Origin of the sequence: Mesorhizobium sp. M0244, assembly GCF_040321795.1 — a bacterium.
GTDB lineage: Bacteria > Pseudomonadota > Alphaproteobacteria > Rhizobiales > Rhizobiaceae > Mesorhizobium.
This window is the reverse complement of sequence record NZ_JAMYSE010000014.1, coordinates 29,551-47,111: the sequence shown is the minus strand read 5'-3', so window position 1 is coordinate 47,111 and position 17,561 is coordinate 29,551. Positions and strand designations below refer to the sequence as shown.

The window sequence follows — 17,561 nt, the reverse complement described above, 5'->3', positions numbered from 1 at the left end:
AGAGTCGATCAGCAGCGCAAGCGTCGACCAGAAACTGAGCAGAGACCTTATGCGGCATAGACTATCTCCGCGAGCATCCGGCAATTCGCGGCTGCTGGCGCCCCTGGCCATCCTCCTGGCCGCCGGGATATTCGCTGTCGATACGATCGATCAATTTTCTGGGGATGTCTCGGTCCTCTATGTGGTCGTTCCTCTGCTCGGAGCAGGTGCCTTGCGCAGGCGTGGCATTGTCTTGTCCTCACTCGCCTGTATAGCGCTCACCTTATTGAGCTTCTGGCTCGTTCACGGGATCGACGCCAGTGGGGGCGCACTCAGCCGCTGCCTCATGAGCATCGCGGCCATTGCCATTACCACCCTTCTTGTCCTTAAAAACCAGGCGACCTCGACGGATTTATCCGAAAAGGCCCAACTGCTCGATTTGACGCATGACGCAATTTTCGTACGCGGCATGGACGATCTGGTCACCTATTGGAATCGTGGCGCCGAGGCCATTTATGGCTGGTCTGCGGAATACGCAGCCGGAAAGTCCACCCACCAGCTCTTGCGGACGGTCTTTCCAGCTAGCCTGTGTGAAATCAATCAGGAGTTGCTGAGGTCCGACCGATGGGAAGGCGAACTCGTGCACACGAAGCAGGATGGATCCGCCATTGTCGTTTCCAGCCGCTGGTCGCTGAAGAAGGATGCCGATGGCAAACCGCTGGCGGTTCTCGAAACGAATACGGACATATCACAGCGCAGGCAGGCCGAAGTCGAAGTCCTGAAGGCACAGGCCGACCTCGCCCATGTGACACGCCTCACCACATTGGGTGAACTGACGGCCTCGATCGCGCACGAGGTGAACCAGCCGCTTGCTGGCATCGTTTTGAACGGCGAGGCGTGCCTGCGGTGGGTCGATCGGGACAAGCCCGATTTGGATGAGGTCCGCAGCGCGGTCAGGCGGAGTATCGCCGACGCTCAGCGCGCCAGCGATATCGTCCGTCGAATTCGGTCGCTGGCCAAGAAGGGCGACATCGAAATGTCTCTTGTCGACCTGAACGACATCGTCAACGAATCCCTCGTGCTGGTGCGGCGTGAGCTCATTACAAATCGCATCGCCCTGAAACTAAACCTGGCCAATCGGCCGATGCCTGCACTTGGCGACCGAATTCAGCTTCAACAACTCCTGATCAATCTCCTGATCAACGGGATTCAGGCAATGACCTCCAGCGACAACGACTTACGCGAGATTATCGTTACGACATCGATCGATGAATCGAACCAAGCGAATGTCAGGGTCCAGGATTCGGGACCGGGCATTGATCCCGGCAGTGCGCAGCAGTTGTTCAAGGCCTTCTTTACCACCAAGGCGAACGGAATAGGTATGGGGCTATCGATCTGCCGGTCAATCGTCGAGGCACATGGAGGCCGTGTATGGGTCGTCCCCAATCCGGGCCGCGGCGCGATACTCCAATTTTCCCTGCCACGCGTCGAAAAGGATGCCGAGTCATGACCCGAGGCCCCGGCCTTGCCTCCCAGCAACAGGGCAACAACGGCATCGTGCCTCCGACTGTCCTGGTTGTGGAAGACGATGCGTTGTTGCGCGAAGCCTTAAGCAGCCTCTTCCGATCTGTTGGTATGCGTTGCCAGCTTTTCGGTTCTGCTCCCGAGTTGCTGAACAGCCAGCTTCCCGATGGTCCAAGCTGCCTTGTGCTCGATATCCGGCTGCCGGAGGTGAGCGGGCTCGACTTTCAAACGCAGTTGGGCAAGGCAGGCATTCACCTTCCGATTATTTTCATGACTGGTCATGGCGACATTCCTATGTCTGTGAGAGCCATGAAAGCCGGCGCGGTAGATTTCCTCACCAAGCCCTTCCGAGATCAGGATATTCTGGATGCCGTCAACGGCGCTCTCGATCGCGACAGGCAACGACGAGAGAGAGACCGGGCGCTGTCGGAGCTCCAGACCCTTTTGCGCACCCTCACTCCCCGGGAGCGCGAGGTGATGGCGTTTGTCGCGACTGGATTGATGAACAAGCAAATCGCTGGCGAGCTGCAGCTCAGCGAAATCACCGTGAAAATCCACCGGGGTCGTCTGATGAAAAAAATGGGCGCCAGAACGTTAGCCGACTTGGTGAGAATGGCGGCCGCCCTTAGGATAACTGCTCCCAAGAAATAGGTTTGTCACACTTCTGTATAACTTTCTCTTTCACGGCCAAAGGCGCAATATATCGCCTAAAAACAGTCGTTGAAACAGCAATGCTCGGATCATCGGCGAGTACTAAGGAACAGTCCATTGATCCGAAATACGATGATCTCGATCATCGATGACGATGAATCCGTTCGATTTGCAACTGCGGGCCTCGCTAGATCGCTAGGCCTCATCGCAACTGCATTCGAGTCGGCGGAGGATTTTCTGAGATCATCCATCCTGGAAGATACGTCATGCTTGATCTGCGATATCCAGATGCCCGGAATGACGGGAATAGAATTGCAAGACCATTTGATCGCACATGGCTATCAGATACCGATCATTTTGATCACCGCCTTCCCCGAAGAACGTGTCCGGAAGCGTGCTCAGGAAACGGGCGCCATCGGCTTCTTTGGCAAGCCGTTCGATAGCCAGGCCTTGATCAGGTGTATCGATTCGGCACTTGGAAAACCTAGTTCGCGCTAAAAGCAGAGACCGCGTGCGCAGCGAACAAATGCGCCTCATCAATACTACCCAATCAATCGTGAATGCCAAAGTACGCGTTCGGTCGTCGAGCGAACAGAACTCCAAACAACTGCCGCATCAAGCAGTGAGACGAATATAAAGCGCCTATGGTGTCAATAGATAACGGATCTCGTGCGGAATAAGCCAGGAGTACTTCATGCAACGCGCAGCAACAACAATCTTGACAGGCGAAGGCGGGCTTAGCCGCTATCTCGAAAAGATCAAACATCTCCCGATGCTGACGCCAGAGCAGGAACAAGCACTGGCGAAACGCTGGCGCGAGCACAACGACCCGGAGGCCGCTCACCAACTGGTGGTGTCGCATCTTCGCCTCGTTGCCAAGGTTGCGATGCGTTACCGCGGGTATGGATTGCCGATCTCGGAGGTAATATCAGAGGGCAGCATCGGCCTGATCAAGGCGGTCGATCGCTTCGAACCGGAGCGCGGCCTTCGTCTAGCGACCTATGCGATGTGGTGGATCAAGGCGTCTATTCGGGAATATGTCCTGCGCTCCTGGTCATTGGTGAAGATGGGCACGACACCCAATCAAAAGAAGCTGTTCTTCAATTTGCGGCGTCTCAAGGCTCGCATCTCGGCGCTTAACGATGGTGACCTGCATCCAGATCAGGTGGAACTGATCGCATCCAGTCTTGGCGTGACCGAGCAGGAAGTTGTCTACATGAACAGCCGCATGGGCGGGGACGCGTCGCTCAACTCCCCCCTGCGAGGTCAGGCCGAAGGCGAATGGCAGGATTTGCTGATCGAGGGCGAGGACAACCAGGAGTACAAGCTCGTTCAGGTCGAGGAGGACTCCAGCCGGCATAGGGCGCTGATCGACTCGCTTGGCGTGCTCAACGCACGCGAGCGGCGCATCCTTGAAGCGCGTCGGCTTGCAGATAACCCGAGGAGTTTGGCAGATCTCTCCAGCGAATTCGGCATTTCGCGCGAGCGGGTGCGCCAGATTGAGATGCGCGCCTTCGAAAAATTGCAAAATGCAGTGAAGGTCGTCTATGCGAAGCGTGCCGAAACCCGGGCGCTGTCAGCGTGAAATAGGTGGACGATAGTGCCAATGACAGGAGGGGGGAGCGGGTCGGCTGCGTACCCTCTCGTGCCAAAGGGAGAGGCGCCTGTATTTCCTGCTCTCGGCTTACGAAAGAGGCGTCGGCTCGATGCTGTGGTTCCCTAGCCCGCGAATCCGAGAAAGCCGCAAGGGCAAGCAACACCGGGCAATTTCTGCACAGCAATTCCGTCCCCTGTGTGTGACCCTGCCACGACAATCTGAGTGCGCAGGAGTTCGACATGGCCACCAATCGCGGAGTCGCGTATCTCGAACCCGGCAGGGTCGAAGTCCGGAAGATCGATTTTCCAACTTTCCGCAATCCAGCAGGGAAGGAGATCGATCACGGTGTCATTCTCAAGGTCGTTTCGACCAACATCTGTGGCTCCGACCAGCACATGGTCCGCGGCCGCACCACCGCGCCGGCCGGCATGGTGCTGGGCCATGAGATCACCGGCATGGTGATCGAGAAAGGCCGCGACGTCGAGTATCTCGAGGTCGGCGATCTAGTGTCGGTCCCGTTCAACGTGGCGTGCGGACGCTGCCGCACCTGCCGCGAGGGCGACACCGGGGTCTGCCTTCACGTCAATTCCGATCGCGCCGGCGGCGCATACGGATATGTCGACATGGGCGGATGGATCGGTGGGCAGGCCGAGTACGTCATGGTGCCCTATGCCGATTTCAACCTGCTGAAGTTTCCGGACAAGGCACAGGCGATGGAAAAGATCCGCGACCTAACCTGCCTGTCCGATATTCTGCCCACGGGTTTCCACGGTGCAATCACCGCCAAGGTCGGTGTCGGGTCGACCGTGTACGTCGCTGGGGCGGGGCCGGTCGGGCTGGCGGCCGCCGCAGCCGCGCGCATCCTCGGCGCCGCTGTCGTGCTGATCGGTGACATGAACCAGGAGCGGCTCGCGCACGCCAAGAAGGTCGGCTTCGAGCCGATCGACCTCTCCAGACACGATCGGCTGGGCGAACTCGTCGCTGATGTCCTCGGCGTCCCGGAGGTCGATAGCGCCATCGACTGCGTCGGGTTCGAGGCCAAGGGGTACAGCGGCGATGGCCATGTCGTCGAAGCGCCTGCTGTCGTGCTGAATAGCCTCATGGAGGTCACCCGCCCGGCCGGCGCCATCGGCATCCCCGGACTGTATGTGACTGAAGATCCTGGAGCAAAGGAGAAGGCAGCCAAGCTTGGCAATCTCAGCCTTCGCCTGGGTCTCGGCTGGGCAAAATCCCACAGCCTCCACACCGGACAGACTCCGGTCATCAAGTACAATCGACAGCTCATGCAGGCGATCTTGTGGGACAGGCTGCCGATCGCCGACATCGTCAATGTCAAGGTGATTACCCTCGACCAGGCGCCGGAGGGCTATAAGTCCTTCGACGCCGGCATCGCGAACAAGTTTGTCATCGACCCGCACGGGGAAATCGCAAAGGTAGCTTGAGCACGGAAACCGCGTCGATGATCGACAAGCTCGCAACGAGCCAATGCGATGGCCCGCATACCGCTCGCGCCAACGCACAATGCCCACGAGTATTGACTGAGAGAAGCTGAGCGCCGCACCCGACGAGTGGCGATTTTGTGAGACCTGACCTGCGATCCACCGCCAAGCCGCAGTGTTCCTCGCCGCAAGCGCTTATGTTTCCAACCTCCTGGTGCACCGGTCGTGCAACATCGGCGAATGAAGCAATGATCAGCTACGTGGACGCTTGCATCGAGGCGTGCTGCCGTCCCACCTGATGCTCGGCGCCTAGAAGGGCATAGCCGCCGAGATGCCCAGCAGCCAGCGCCGCCATGCATCCACTCATCGAAATCTGAATGATGAATGCCGCGCTGGCTCGCCGGATGCCCGAACGCGGCGCTGCAGAGGCATGGCCGTCCGTCACACACTGCAATCACGGAACGTCTTGGGCCGCTCATAAGCTACTGCGTTCGTGTCGGGTGATCCGTTGCGAGACGTCGGCTCCTGCTCTGGAGCAAAATCCCTTGCGGCCGAGATCTATGATCGCAGCATGCCGTAGGGCGCATCTGCCGGTGCCGCCATGCAATCAACAAGAAACAAATGTAATTACAAGATATACGTCTATCAAATATGCGTATTATACCGAGAAATACCTCCTGTATCTACATCAGTGTGGCTTTCAAAACCCACGAAAGCCCAAACCATAGGAGTGTATTATGAAAAGATCAACGACAATATTGGCGACGATCGCCCTGGGCGCAATGCTGGCAACAGGCTCGGCGACCGTCTCGATGGCACGCGGCGGTGGCGGCGGCGGTGGCGGTCATGGCGGCGGTGGCTTCGGCGGGGGCGGCCATGCCGCAGGCATGGGCGGTGGCGACTTTGGCGGTGGCCGCGGCGGAGGCTTTGGCGGCCATAGCGCAAGCATCGGCAGGGACATCCATGTCAGCGGCAGTCATGTCGGCGGCTACAGGTTCAGAAGGGGCCGCGGTTACGGCAGTGACTTTTATGGCGACGACTACTGCGGTTACCCCTACCCATATCATGAATATCAAGGGCTTTTCCCATACTGCCCGTGATAACCGCAGCCTCATCGAATCCGGGCTCCACGGCAGGTGGAGCCCGGATTCGAGCCCCGAAAGGGTCTAGCTTGCACGCCTGTCGAACTGCGACTTTGACCTGGATTCAGGACGCATCATCGGCGCCGCGATGCACTCAACAAGCCATATGTACAGTTAGAAGATATATATATCTCAACCAAACGTACTATTCAGAGACAGATTTTTTCCCCTATATAAATTTAGCTTTCAACAATTCCGGAAGTATCAAACTTTAGGAGTGTATTGTGAAAAAATCAGCAACAATCCTGGCGACGTTCGTTTTCGGTGCAATGCTGGCAACCGGCTCAGCCACGGTCTCCATGGCGCGCAGCGGTGGTGGTGATGGCCATGCTATGGACTTCAGCGATATCGGCATTGGCAACCGCCAGCCGAAACACCCGCACCGCAAGGTCTTTTTTAGTGATCCAGCATATAACTACCAGTCTTGGTGGAACTACGATACCGATGCTGCTTACTGCTCGTTTGATGCTGTAAACTCAAGCTACTACGGAGCCAACGGAATGTGGCACTCTTGCCCATGATCCAATCCGATTAGAGTGGTTTGGCTGGACCTTTGTACTCGCGAATGCCAATGCATGGCGCTGAGGCTCTCGCAGCGAGCGACCTTGTTATCGGCGTCTTGCGCTACGCTGACATGGCAAATTCCGTGACCTAAAACAGCACGTCGAGAAAGGACAGACCTGGTGAGCTCGGCCAACGGATCAGTGACGTCCCGACGTCGATTGCGCAACTCGGCCGGCCAGGGCAAAAGCTCGGCCAAGGGATCGATCCCGCGGGGCAGCTCTGAGGGACCTTTAGCCAAACACATCATCCTGTTCTCACCACGACTGTTGTGTACCGCAAGGGACTCATACGCCGCGCTTTAAGTCTTTGTTTCACCGGATGATCGTCGATTCCAAGCTAAATTCACCAAAGATCGGCGTCGAGATTTTATCGCTATCAACTCGTGATGAGATATATGAAGTGACATTTCGCCGGCTTCCAGCACCTGCGCGTCGCAACAAGGATCGACATGGTCATGTCGGCTTTGTTGCTCTCGAACGTTCTTGAGCGCTGACCGATGGTCCGGGCGGCGCGCTCGGGTATGTCAATTCCCACCCGCCACCGAGCGCTTTGTACAGTTGGACGAGATTGATCGAGATGTTGGTCGTGCTCTGCGCATGATCCTGTTCGGCCTGAAGCAGTATACGTGCGGTGTCGAGCACGGTGGTGAACTCGGTGACTCCGTCATTGTAGCGGTCACGGGCCAGCGACAAGGCTTGCCGCAGATGCTGAACCTGCATGGCCAACCGGGCGCTACGCTGCCGTTCTGTCCGGTAGGCGACGAGGGCATTTACAACCTCGTGCCAGGCTTCCAGCACCGTCCTGTGATAGGCGATCGCCGCCTCCACCTGTTGCGCCTTGCGAAGCTGCAACGTCGCCTTCAGCCGGCCGCCCTCGAAGATTGGTATCGAAATGCTCGGCCCGACACTGGTTGGGATTGCGTGGGCCGTCAATTGGCTCGCGACCTTGAGGGCGTCGAAGCCCACCGACCCATTCAATTGGAGGGATGGATAGAACTCAGCGACCGCCACACCGATGTCGGCGGTGGCCGCGTGAAGCTGGGCTTCCGCGGCGCGAATATCCGGGCGCCGCCGCGCCAGCTCGGAGGGAATGCCGATCGGAACCCGGGCAGGCCTCGGCACCACTTGTTTCCCAGTGGCGAGTTCGCCGCGCAGCGCATCCGGAGGCAGGTCGAGCAGAAAACTCAACGCGTTTATCTGCTGCGCTTCCTGCTGTTCCAGGCTGGGCAACTGGGCACGAACGGCTTCGACCTGCGCTGCGGCGTTCTCGACGTCCAGACTGGTCGTCAACCCCTTCTGCTGACGTGTTTGCGTCAGCTGCAAAATGTCCCGCTCGATCTTCAAATTGTCATTGGTGATCCTGATCAAGGTCTGCGTCCCGCGCAGCTGGATATAGTCGCGTGCGGTTTCGGCGAGGCTCGAGACGAGCGCGTCGCGCCGTTGTTCCTCGGAAGACTGGACTTGCGCATCCGCCGCTTCGACCTGGCGGCGGACATGCCCCCAAAGATCGAGTTCCCATGATGCATCGAAACCGCTGGTAAACAGGTCGGTGGGCTTTGCGGAAGAAATGGTGCTATTCGACGAACCAAGGAGACCGTCGATCAGGCTGCCTTTGGCACTCACATCGCTAAGATTTTGATGTTGGTACCTAGCGCTGCCATTCAGGCTGGGCAGTTGGGCGGAGGCCACGGCACCGCGCTGAAAACGGCTTTCCGCGAGCCGGACGGTCGCAGTTTGCACATCAAGGTTGGCGTCCGCAAGGCGCTGCACCAGCGAGGTAAGGGTCGCGTCGTGAAAGGCCTGCCACCAGGCGGGGTCGACGGGCTCGAGAATCGCCGTGCCCGATCCCGCAGAATTCGCCGCTGCAGCACTGTTGGTAAACCAGCGTTTCGGCAGCGCCGAATCCGGCCGGACAAAGTCGGGTCCGACAGTACAAGCTGTCAACGCGAACGTGCTGGAAATCAGTGTCAGGGTGCTTAATTTATGACCCATGATCAATCCACGTGGCTGGCGCCCACGCCACCGGCGGCCCTCTTCCCCGATAGAAGGAAGCAGAAGGGAACGGTGAGGAACGCGACGAAGGAGAAGAACAGAAAGACGTCCGAATAGGCGAGAACGGCAACTTGCGTCCGAAATGTCTGGTAGACCTTTCCTACCGCGACGCCATGCACCGATGCTGCGGCATGCCCAGTCGCGATCAACGCACGTTCGTATTGATCCACCAGCGCATTGTAGGGTTGGTGAAAGGATGAGGCCCATTCCGACAGATAGGACTGCCGGATCTGACTCCGCTCTGTGACCATCGAAGTTGCGACAGAAATCCCTATCGACCCGGATACGTTGCGGACCATCGAAAAGAGGGCCGCCGCATCGCCGCTCAGTTCGCGCGGCAAAGTGAGATAGGTGGTCGTGCTGATCGGTACGAACAGAAACGCGAGCGCGGCAGCCTGCCAGCTACGCATCAACACGAGCGTCGGGAAATCGATGTTTGGTGCCAGATGGCTCGAGAAGAAGAGCGCGCATCCCATCACAAAAAAACCGGCTGCCACGACGAACCGCGTCTGGACGATTGTCATGAGACGGCCAACCAATGGAATGAGGACGATGACGATAATGCCGCCCGGAGAAAGAATGAGCCCCGCCCAGGTTGCGGTATAGTCGAGAACCTGTTGCGCGAGCTGCGGAATCACGACGGCGCTGGCATAGAGTATGCTGCCCATCGCCGCGATCATCGCGCAGCCGGCGGCGAAATTCCTATCCTTGAACACGTCGAGATTGACGATCGGTTTCCTGGCAATCAGCAGCCAGCCGATCGCGCCCGCGATCCCCAGGAAGGCGAGAAGCGCCATGAACACGATGAAGGACGAACCGAACCAGTCGTCGTCTGTGCCGCGATCCATCATGATCTGCAGGGATCCGAGACCAAGCGTGATGAGTGACAGGCCAACATAGTCGAGCCCCCGGCTCTTCCTGTTTTTCACCCACGGCGGATCCTCGACGAGTATCGAATTCAAAACAACCGCGAGGATGCCGACGGGCACATTGATGAAGAAAATCCAGCGCCAGGTCGACTGATCGGTGATGATGCCGCCCAGTGTCGGACCAAGGACCGGGGCGACGACGGTGGCGATCGCCGTGACGCCGAATGCGGCCGCACGCCTGGCCGGCGGAAACGTATCCAGGATGATCGACTGCTGGTTTGGTTGCAGGCCGCCGCCGAAGAAACCCTGCAGCAACCGGAAAACGATCAGTTCGCCCAGGCTGGTCGACGTTCCGCACAAGAACGAGAAGACCGTGAACATGGTGATGCAGATCAGAAAGTAACGTTTGCGCCCGAAAAAATTGCTCAGCCAGCCAGAAATGGTCAGCACGATCCCGTTTGCTACCAGGTAGGAGGTGAGCGCCCAGGTCGCCTCGTCATTGCTCGCCGACAAACTGCCCGCGATGTGCGGCAAGGCAACATTGACGATCGTGGTATCGAGGACTTCCATGAAGGCGGCAAGAGTAACCGAAACCGCAATGAGCCAGGGATTGTAACGGGGCTTCCAGGTCGCACCGTCGTCGACTGTAGGGTTGCTCATCGAACCGTTACCATCGGAACCACCGATATCCCGAGCGGTAGCGGGACCTTGGGATCGAGCCCGCTGTCGATCACGATCTTGACCGGCACGCGTTGAACGATCTTTACGAAATTGCCGGTGGCGTTTTCGGGTGGGAAGGCGGTGAACTTCGACCCGGACCCCATCTGGATACTGTCGACATGGCCATGCAGGTCGAGGTGAGGGTAGCCATCCACGTCGATCTTCACGCTCTGGCCGGGCCGCAGACCATCAAGCTGGTTTTCCTTGAAGTTGGCTGTGATCCACACGTCCGGTGAAACGATTGAGAAAATCTGCTGCCCGGGCGTGACGTAGTTGCCCATCTCCACGTTGCGCCGGGTTATCCAGCCATCGTGCGGCGCCGTCACGACCGTCCAGGAGAGGTTGAGCGCTGCTTGATCAAGCTGCGCTTGAGCCTGCTCGACTTGCCCGTTCAGTTGTTCGACCTGCGCATCGCTCTGGCCGATGTGCTGCTCGACCGGTGAACTCAGCTGAACCTGGGCTTCGGCCTGCATAGCTTGCGCTTTGCTTTGGCGCAGCGCGGCCAACGCGGCGTCGACCTCCTGTTGCGTTGTCGCGGCTTTCGGCAGAGTGCTCTGTCGGTCATAGTCGGCCTGGGCCTTGGTCAGATTGGCCTGTGCCGTCAGCAATTGAGCCTGGGCCTGTTGGAACAGAGCGGGGAAATTCTTGCGGGCGATTTCGGCCATAAGCCGCTGCCCCGCAGCTTGCGCCTTGGCGCTGTCGAGGGCTCCCAGCGCCCGATTCCGCTCGCTCGTGTAGGAGCGCGGATCGATATGGATCAGCGGATCACCTTTGTGGACATATTGGTTGTCGGTCACGTCCAGCGACACGACGAGGCCCGAAACCTGCGGCGCGATGGAGACAGCCCGCCCATCGGTATAGGCGTTATCCGTGCTCACCAAGTTGAGGTTCGTATACCAGTAGTAGAACCCGCCGAGGACAAGAACAGCCAGGACAACGAAACCGATGATGAAGACGGCAGGCTTGCGCCCTCGGTGTCCTGTGTCTGAACCGCCTGGTCCGCGCGTGTCCTGCTCACTTTCGACAGCCGCCTCAGGCTTCTCCTCAGCGGGCAGCAGGCCACCAGGCACTTGCTGGTCGGATTCGCCTTCACCAGGGCGGCTATCGGCGGTTATGGAGATAGTGCGATTCGGAACGCGAGCATCGGTGACAAGCGATTTTGTGCCTGCCGCGCTCTCGCGGATAGGCGCGCTTGCCGTCAGCACCTTGGACTCGTCATTGGCCTGGGGGAGTGGACTGATCCTGGCCGTTTGGACATCGGGCGCCTCTTTCATGCGAACTGCCTTGAGACGTTTTCCCGATGTCGTCGCTTTCGCCTGGCGACCGCAGACAGGCTCTCGGCAGAAGCCGGATTGCCATTCTTGAATCAGCGGTCACGAGCTAGGGCTGAGGATCAATCCGTTATTCGGGCAATTTGGCTGTCTCTCTTTCTACTTACGTTAAAGAGCCGGAGACCATGCGATCCATCCCACAAAGGTATAGGAGAATGAAGTAGAAGTCTGAAAGGCTCATACGTTGGTTTGTAGCGGAGACTTCATCTTGCCGATGCGTTTGCTCGGACGCGCCAGAATAATCCATAGCGAACAACGAAGTTCTCCATTAGACACTGCTGCTACACCACCGTCACATGCTCGGATTGGCGTGCGAATAGGGAAATCCAGCCGCCTTTAGGGAAGAGCGCTTCCCCTCCATCTGGCATCATCCCCCTATCTGCTCGGACGAACCCGATACCAATCCAGGGATGAAATCCGTTAGGTGCTGCGTCCGCGCCCAAAACCCTTGGCCGCGCGGCGTATAAGATCGGAGCGGCGGCAATACTACGACGTTGTTTCACCGATGCCAACATCTAGACACACGAAACGACGGTAGTTCCAATGCGAAATGAGCATAATGTTGCGATGCCAAGCTTGCTGATCACCGTGGCGATCGCACTATTGTCCAGCGGGCCGAGCTTCGCGCAAGTCAGCACGACCACGCCCGCAATAGGAATGACTTCGCCCCTCTCTGCAGTTGGTTCGCCCCTCAATCCGGTTGGTACTAATCCGGTTGGTATTCCCTTGGGCGCTGTCGAGCTCGATCCTGGTGGCTTGACGACGTTCAGCTCGGCAACGACGTCTGGCTCCATGGGCAGCGCGGGTAGCTCCATGGGAATCGCGAATAGTTCCATGAGCGACTCCGGGTGTACCAATGTCGTGGCACCAGGTGTTCTGGCGTCAAGTTCCGGGGTTGCCGGAAGCACTTCCACCCCTTCCACTTTCGACGGCGGCGGCATGAGCGGAACCACGTCCACGAGCGGGATGTCGTCTGCGAGCTTGACGGGTTCCACAGCATCGGGCACCTGCAACTCGACAAGCTCGAGCACGTCGGCTTCCAGCACCACAGCGACACTATCAACTACCACCGGGACATCGTCCGGGACATCGTCCACGAGTGTTGGGACTCCGGTTGGGATTCCGCTCGGGTCTTCAGAACTCGGCAATTTGGGAGTGAGCTCGATAACGGGCATTCCAACACCCAATATATCCGATCCGGTAACAAGCCCGAGCGTGACCGTTCCAACAGTCGGTACACTAGGCACGTCCTGCGTCAGCACGGGTGTGACAGGCACAAGCAGCACGTTGTCGACATCTGGCTGCTGAAAAAAGCGATCCCTTAAGAGCCGTCTCTCGTAGGAGCCCTCGATGCGCAAGCGACCCTTTATTATTGCCGCGCTGCTGATCATAGTCGGTGGCGTTGGTCTTGCAGCAAAGCACATCTACGATCCTTCCGAGCCTGCGGCGGCCTCCGCTCCTCCCCCGGCGGTCCCTGTCGTTGCCGGAAAAGTAGCCAGTCAGGATGTGCCTATTTACCTTCGTGGGGTAGGAACGGTAATCGCCTACAACAACGTGGTGGTGCACAGCCTGATCTCAGGACCGATTACGAAAATCACATTCAAACAAGGCCAGACAGTAAAAAAGGGCGATCTGCTGGCACAGATCGATCCAAATCCCTATCAGGCACAAATCGATCAGATTACTGCTACCCGCGATCGCGACCAGGCGCAGCTCGTCAATGCACAGGCAAACCTGGACCGCTACACGCCACTGCTGGCGAAGGGTTTTGCCACTTCCCAACTGGTAGCCACGCAGAAGGCACAAGTGATCCAGCTCCAGGCGACAATCAAGGCAGACGAGGCTCTGCTACAGGCCGCACAGATCAATCTCAGCTACACCCGCCTGACCTCGCCGATCGACGGCGTAACGGGTATCCGGCAGATTGACGAAGGCAACATCATCCACCCGACCGATACTTTTGGCCTGGTCGACGTTGCGCAGATCCAACCGATCTCGTTGATCTTCACGCTGCCCGAGGACACTCTTCTGCAAATCCAGCAGCAGATGGCCAAGGGGGAGCTTACGGTCCTTGCGTACAGCCAGGACGACAAGACCCAGCTCGACGAAGGCAAGCTCCTGCTTGTCGACAACCAGATCGTCCAGACGACGGGCACGATCCGTCTCCGGGCCACGTTTCCGAACGCACGGAACCAACTCTGGCCGGGTGCGCTCGTCAATGCACGGTTGCTTCTCAATACCCGCAATGGCGGGCTGACCATCGCCGAGTCGGCAGTGCAGCAGGGTCCGAACGGCTCCTACGTCTATGTCATTGCGCCTGATGGAACCGCACAGATGCGGCCCGTCACCGTCGCACAGATGACCGGGGGAGAAGCTCTCATCGATTCGGGTCTCAAGGCGAACGAAACCGTCGTGGTCGACGGACAGTACAGGCTCGCGCAGGGCACCCCCGTCCAAGTGCTGCACGGCAAAGCCGCTCAACAAGCCGACCTGCAAAGCGCAGTGCAGCAGGCGATCCCGTGAACATCTCCGCCCCTTTTATTCACCGGCCGATTGCGACAGGCCTGCTGATGGTGGGCCTGCTGCTGTGCGGGCTCGCTACCTACCAGCTTCTGCCAGTCGCATCCTTGCCGAACGTCAACTTTCCCACCATTCAGGTATCAGCGCAGCTGCCCGGCGCCGATCCCGAAACCATGGCGTCGTCGGTAGCCACCCCGCTCGAGCAACAGATCAGCCAACTCCCCGGCGTGACCCAGCTGACTTCGGCCAGCGCGCTTGGCAGCACGCAGCTCACCGTTCAGTTCGACCTCAGCCGTAGCGTCGACAGTGCAGAAGTCGACGTGCTGTCGGCGATCAATGCCGCCAGCCCCTATTTGCCGCTGGGCATCCCCTATCCGCCGACCATCCGAAAGGTTAATCCGGCGGACACACCGATCCTGGTGCTCGCATTGACCTCCGATACCCTGCCCCTGACGACGGTCGATGCCTATGCGGAAAACATCCTGCTGCCGAAGATCTCGCAAATCTCCGGCGTGGGTCTTGTCGGCCTTGGCGGCCAGCAGAAGCCGGCGATCCGCGTGCAGATCAATCCGCAAGCGGCCGCGGCCCGCGGCATCGGGCTTGAAGATGTCCGCAACGTGCTCGGCGAGGCCAATGTCGATATTGCAAAGGGAACGCTCAACAGCCCGCGTCAAACCTTCACGCTCAACACCAACGACCAGTTGCTCAAACCTGGCCCTTACAATGATATCATAATTGCCTATCGCAATGGCTCCCCTGTGCGCATCCGTGACATCGGCACCGCGATCGACGGGCCGGAGAACCACTTTGTGGCAGGTTGGTTCGGCAAGAAACCCGCCATCTTGATGGCTATCCGGCGCCTGCCCGGTGCCAATGTGATCGAGACGGTCGGCCGCATTCAGGCTCTGTTGCCCCAACTCCAGGCGTCGATCCCGCCCGGCATCAAGGTCTCGGTCGTTTCAGACCGCACACAAACCATCCGTGCCTCGGTCTCGGACGTGCAGTTCACCTTGATGCTGACCGTTGCCCTGGTGGTGATGGTGATATTCCTGTTCCTGCGTAATTTCTGGGCAACAGTCATTCCCGCAATAACCGTGCCCCTTTCGCTCGTCGGCACCTTTGCCGTGCTCTATGTGTTTGGTTACAGCCTCGACAATCTGTCGCTCATGGCCTTGTCGATCGCGGTCGGCTTCGTCGTCGACGATGCAGTCGTCGTGATCGAGAACATCGTCCGCCACGTCGAAGAGGGCCTCACCCCGATGGAGGCTGCACTAAAGGGCTCGAGCGAAATCGGCTTCACCATCGTTTCGATTACGCTTTCGCTGATCGCTGTATTCATTCCACTGTTCCTGATGGGTGGCTATGTCGGCGAACTCTTCCAGGAATTCGCCGTGACGGTGAGCGTTTCACTGATCCTATCGCTGGTGATCTCGCTCACGCTGACGCCAATGATGTGCGCGCGTCTGCTCAAGAATGAGGCCAACGTCAGGCACGGGCGGCTGTATTATATTTGCGAAAGCGGCTTCGACGCGCTGCTTGGATTATATGAACGGGGCTTGAAGATCGTCCTGCGGCACACTTTCGTTACGCTGCTCGTCATGCTCGGAACGATTGCCGTCACCGGCTATCTCTACGTTGTCATCCCGAAGGGCTTTTTCCCGCAACAAGACACCGGTCTGATTATCGGCGTCACCGAGGCCGATCAGGATATCTCGTTCCCGGCTATGGCCCAGCGCCAGCAGGCGATAATCGACACCGTGCTGAAGGATCCGGCGGTAGCCTCGGTCGGAGCCTCGATAGGAGCAGTCGGCGGAAGTACGCTCAATCAAGGGACGATGTACATTGCCTTGAAGCCCAACAACCAACGTGACGTCAGCGCCGATCAGGTGATCAACCGGCTATCTTCCCAACTCTCCAAGACCCAAGGCATAGCGCTTTACATGCAGGCGGCGCAGGACATCACCGTCGGCGGTCGAGTTTCGAAGACGCAGTATCAATACACTCTGGCCGATGCCGATTCCAACGAGCTCAACCATTGGGCGCCGATCTTCCTCGATAAGCTTAAAGGTCTGCCGGGAATCATCGACGTGGCCACCGACCAGGAGAATGCAGGACCACTGCTCGATGTGACCGTCAATCGCGAAGTCGCGTCGAGTTTCGGAATCCTCCCGTCGACGATCGACAACACGCTCGACGATGCCTTCGGCCAGCGCATCGTCTCCACAATGTTCACTCAGCTCAACCAGTATCACGTCGTTCTCGAGGTCAGCCCGGAATTCCAGTACGGTCCCGAAGCGCTGAAGGATATCTATCTGAATTCCTCGTCAGGGCAGCAGGTGCCGTTAAGCGCCCTGGTGACCAGCGTGACCAAGGCTGCGCCGATCGTGATCAATCATCAAGGCATGTTCCCGGCGGTCACGATCTCCTTCAATCTGAAACCGGGCGTGGCGCTCGGAAATGCGGTCGCCGCTATCCAGCAGTTCGAACGCGATGCCGGAAAGCCCGCTTCGCTTGCAACCAGCTTCCAGGGCAACGCGCAGGCCTTTCAGTCGGCGCTGTCAGGCACACCAATCCTGATCGGGGTGGCGCTGGTGGTGATCTACATCATCCTCGGAGTGTTGTACGAGAGTATAATCCATCCGATTACCATTCTTTCGACGCTGCCTTCGGCCGCCATCGGCGCCTTGTTGTTGCTGATGGCGGTCCATATGGACTTCAGCGTGATAGCGATGATCGGCGTTATCCTGCTGATCGGCATCGTCAAGAAGAACGGCATCATGCTCGTCGACTTTGCGCTCGAGGTCGAGAGGAACGAAGATCTGAGTCCACAGGAGTCGATCTACCGGGCTTGCACCATACGTTTCAGGCCGATCCTGATGACCACCATGGCGGCGATTCTAGGCGGCGTGCCGATGATGCTGGGCACCGGCGCCGGATCGGAAATCCGCCAGCCGCTCGGCTACACCATCGTCGGCGGGTTGGTGCTCTCGCAAGTGCTGACGCTTTATACGACGCCGGTGGTCTACCTCTATCTTGATCGGCTGGGCAGGTTCCTGGGCGGCATGCGCGGTAGGCGGGTGATGCCCATTGAAACCCCCGGCGAATGAATGCCGTCTCGCTCATGACTGCCGGTGCCGAGGCCGACAGATGCCGCCACAAGACATCAAGTTGAGG

Annotated in this window: 13 protein-coding genes; 9 read left to right on the top strand and 4 right to left on the bottom strand. The window is 58.5% G+C overall.

Going from position 1 to position 17,561, the window contains the following annotated elements:
- Positions 1-49: 49 nt before the first annotated feature.
- The 7 genes from NKJ08_RS12510 (at position 50) to NKJ08_RS12480 (ending at position 6,853) form a co-directional block, all read left to right on the top strand.
- The gene (locus tag NKJ08_RS12510) at positions 50-1,489 is read left to right on the top strand and encodes a PAS domain-containing sensor histidine kinase (protein WP_352526889.1); all 1,440 of its coding nucleotides are present in this window, start codon (positions 50-52) and stop codon (positions 1,487-1,489) included.
- Entirely contained in the window at positions 1,486-2,154 is a 669-nt protein-coding gene (locus NKJ08_RS12505) for a response regulator transcription factor (RefSeq protein ID WP_352526890.1), read from the top strand. The genes NKJ08_RS12510 and NKJ08_RS12505 overlap by 4 nt, the downstream gene beginning before the upstream one ends.
- A gap of 132 nt (positions 2,155-2,286) precedes the next feature.
- Positions 2,287-2,652 carry a response regulator transcription factor gene (locus NKJ08_RS12500; RefSeq protein WP_352526891.1) on the top strand — a complete coding sequence of 122 codons (366 nt, stop codon included), beginning with the start codon at positions 2,287-2,289 and terminating at the stop codon, positions 2,650-2,652.
- A 196-nt stretch (positions 2,653-2,848) separates the two neighbouring features.
- On the top strand, positions 2,849-3,739 hold the full coding sequence (gene rpoH, locus NKJ08_RS12495) for an RNA polymerase sigma factor RpoH (RefSeq protein WP_352778430.1): 891 nt from the start codon (positions 2,849-2,851) through the stop codon (positions 3,737-3,739).
- A 251-nt stretch (positions 3,740-3,990) separates the two neighbouring features.
- Positions 3,991-5,193 carry a formaldehyde dehydrogenase, glutathione-independent gene (gene fdhA, locus NKJ08_RS12490; RefSeq protein WP_352778428.1) on the top strand — a complete coding sequence of 401 codons (1,203 nt, stop codon included), beginning with the start codon at positions 3,991-3,993 and terminating at the stop codon, positions 5,191-5,193.
- A 734-nt stretch (positions 5,194-5,927) separates the two neighbouring features.
- Positions 5,928-6,290, top strand: a complete 363-nt coding sequence (locus NKJ08_RS12485) for a hypothetical protein (RefSeq protein ID WP_352781884.1) — start codon at positions 5,928-5,930, stop codon at positions 6,288-6,290.
- A gap of 266 nt (positions 6,291-6,556) precedes the next feature.
- Positions 6,557-6,853 carry a hypothetical protein gene (locus NKJ08_RS12480; RefSeq protein WP_352781883.1) on the top strand — a complete coding sequence of 99 codons (297 nt, stop codon included), beginning with the start codon at positions 6,557-6,559 and terminating at the stop codon, positions 6,851-6,853.
- A 495-nt stretch (positions 6,854-7,348) separates the two neighbouring features.
- Here NKJ08_RS12480 and NKJ08_RS12475 read toward each other — a convergent pair whose 3' ends face one another.
- From NKJ08_RS12475 to NKJ08_RS12460, 4 genes are all read right to left on the bottom strand, one after another.
- Entirely contained in the window at positions 7,349-8,887 is a 1,539-nt protein-coding gene (locus NKJ08_RS12475; RefSeq protein ID WP_352781882.1) for an efflux transporter outer membrane subunit, read from the bottom strand.
- A gap of 2 nt (positions 8,888-8,889) precedes the next feature.
- Positions 8,890-10,476, bottom strand: coding sequence for a DHA2 family efflux MFS transporter permease subunit (locus NKJ08_RS12470; RefSeq protein ID WP_352781881.1), 1,587 nt, complete (start codon positions 10,474-10,476; stop codon positions 8,890-8,892).
- Positions 10,473-11,810, bottom strand: coding sequence for an HlyD family secretion protein (locus NKJ08_RS12465; RefSeq protein ID WP_352781880.1), 1,338 nt, complete (start codon positions 11,808-11,810; stop codon positions 10,473-10,475). Before NKJ08_RS12465 ends, NKJ08_RS12470 begins: the two co-directional genes overlap by 4 nt.
- A gap of 572 nt (positions 11,811-12,382) precedes the next feature.
- Positions 12,383-13,225, bottom strand: coding sequence for a hypothetical protein (locus NKJ08_RS12460; protein WP_352781879.1), 843 nt, complete (start codon positions 13,223-13,225; stop codon positions 12,383-12,385).
- Here NKJ08_RS12460 and NKJ08_RS12455 point away from each other — a divergent pair.
- Both NKJ08_RS12455 and NKJ08_RS12450 read left to right on the top strand, forming a co-directional pair.
- On the top strand, positions 13,218-14,390 hold the full coding sequence (locus tag NKJ08_RS12455) for an efflux RND transporter periplasmic adaptor subunit (RefSeq protein WP_352778421.1): 1,173 nt from the start codon (positions 13,218-13,220) through the stop codon (positions 14,388-14,390). The two genes, NKJ08_RS12460 and NKJ08_RS12455, sit on opposite strands and share 8 nt — an antisense overlap.
- A complete protein-coding gene (locus tag NKJ08_RS12450; protein ID WP_352526900.1) occupies positions 14,387-17,494 on the top strand; it encodes an efflux RND transporter permease subunit in 3,108 nt (1,035 codons plus the stop codon). The genes NKJ08_RS12455 and NKJ08_RS12450 overlap by 4 nt, the downstream gene beginning before the upstream one ends.
- Positions 17,495-17,561: the final 67 nt, after the last annotated feature.

Excerpts from the sequence above, each read along its gene's own strand:
- NKJ08_RS12510 (WP_352526889.1), top strand. The coding sequence starts at position 50 with ATGCGGCATAGACTATCTCCGCGAGCATCCGGCAATTCGCGGCTGCTG.
- NKJ08_RS12485 (WP_352781884.1), top strand. The coding sequence starts at position 5,928 with ATGAAAAGATCAACGACAATATTGGCGACGATCGCCCTGGGCGCAATG.
- rpoH (WP_352778430.1), top strand. The coding sequence starts at position 2,849 with ATGCAACGCGCAGCAACAACAATCTTGACAGGCGAAGGCGGGCTTAGC.
- NKJ08_RS12470 (WP_352781881.1), bottom strand. The coding sequence starts at position 10,476 with ATGAGCAACCCTACAGTCGACGACGGTGCGACCTGGAAGCCCCGTTAC.
- NKJ08_RS12505 (WP_352526890.1), top strand. The coding sequence starts at position 1,486 with ATGACCCGAGGCCCCGGCCTTGCCTCCCAGCAACAGGGCAACAACGGC.
- NKJ08_RS12465 (WP_352781880.1), bottom strand. The coding sequence starts at position 11,810 with ATGAAAGAGGCGCCCGATGTCCAAACGGCCAGGATCAGTCCACTCCCC.
- NKJ08_RS12500 (WP_352526891.1), top strand. The coding sequence starts at position 2,287 with ATGATCTCGATCATCGATGACGATGAATCCGTTCGATTTGCAACTGCG.
- NKJ08_RS12455 (WP_352778421.1), top strand. The coding sequence starts at position 13,218 with ATGCGCAAGCGACCCTTTATTATTGCCGCGCTGCTGATCATAGTCGGT.
- fdhA (WP_352778428.1), top strand. The coding sequence starts at position 3,991 with ATGGCCACCAATCGCGGAGTCGCGTATCTCGAACCCGGCAGGGTCGAA.
- NKJ08_RS12475 (WP_352781882.1), bottom strand. The coding sequence starts at position 8,887 with ATGGGTCATAAATTAAGCACCCTGACACTGATTTCCAGCACGTTCGCG.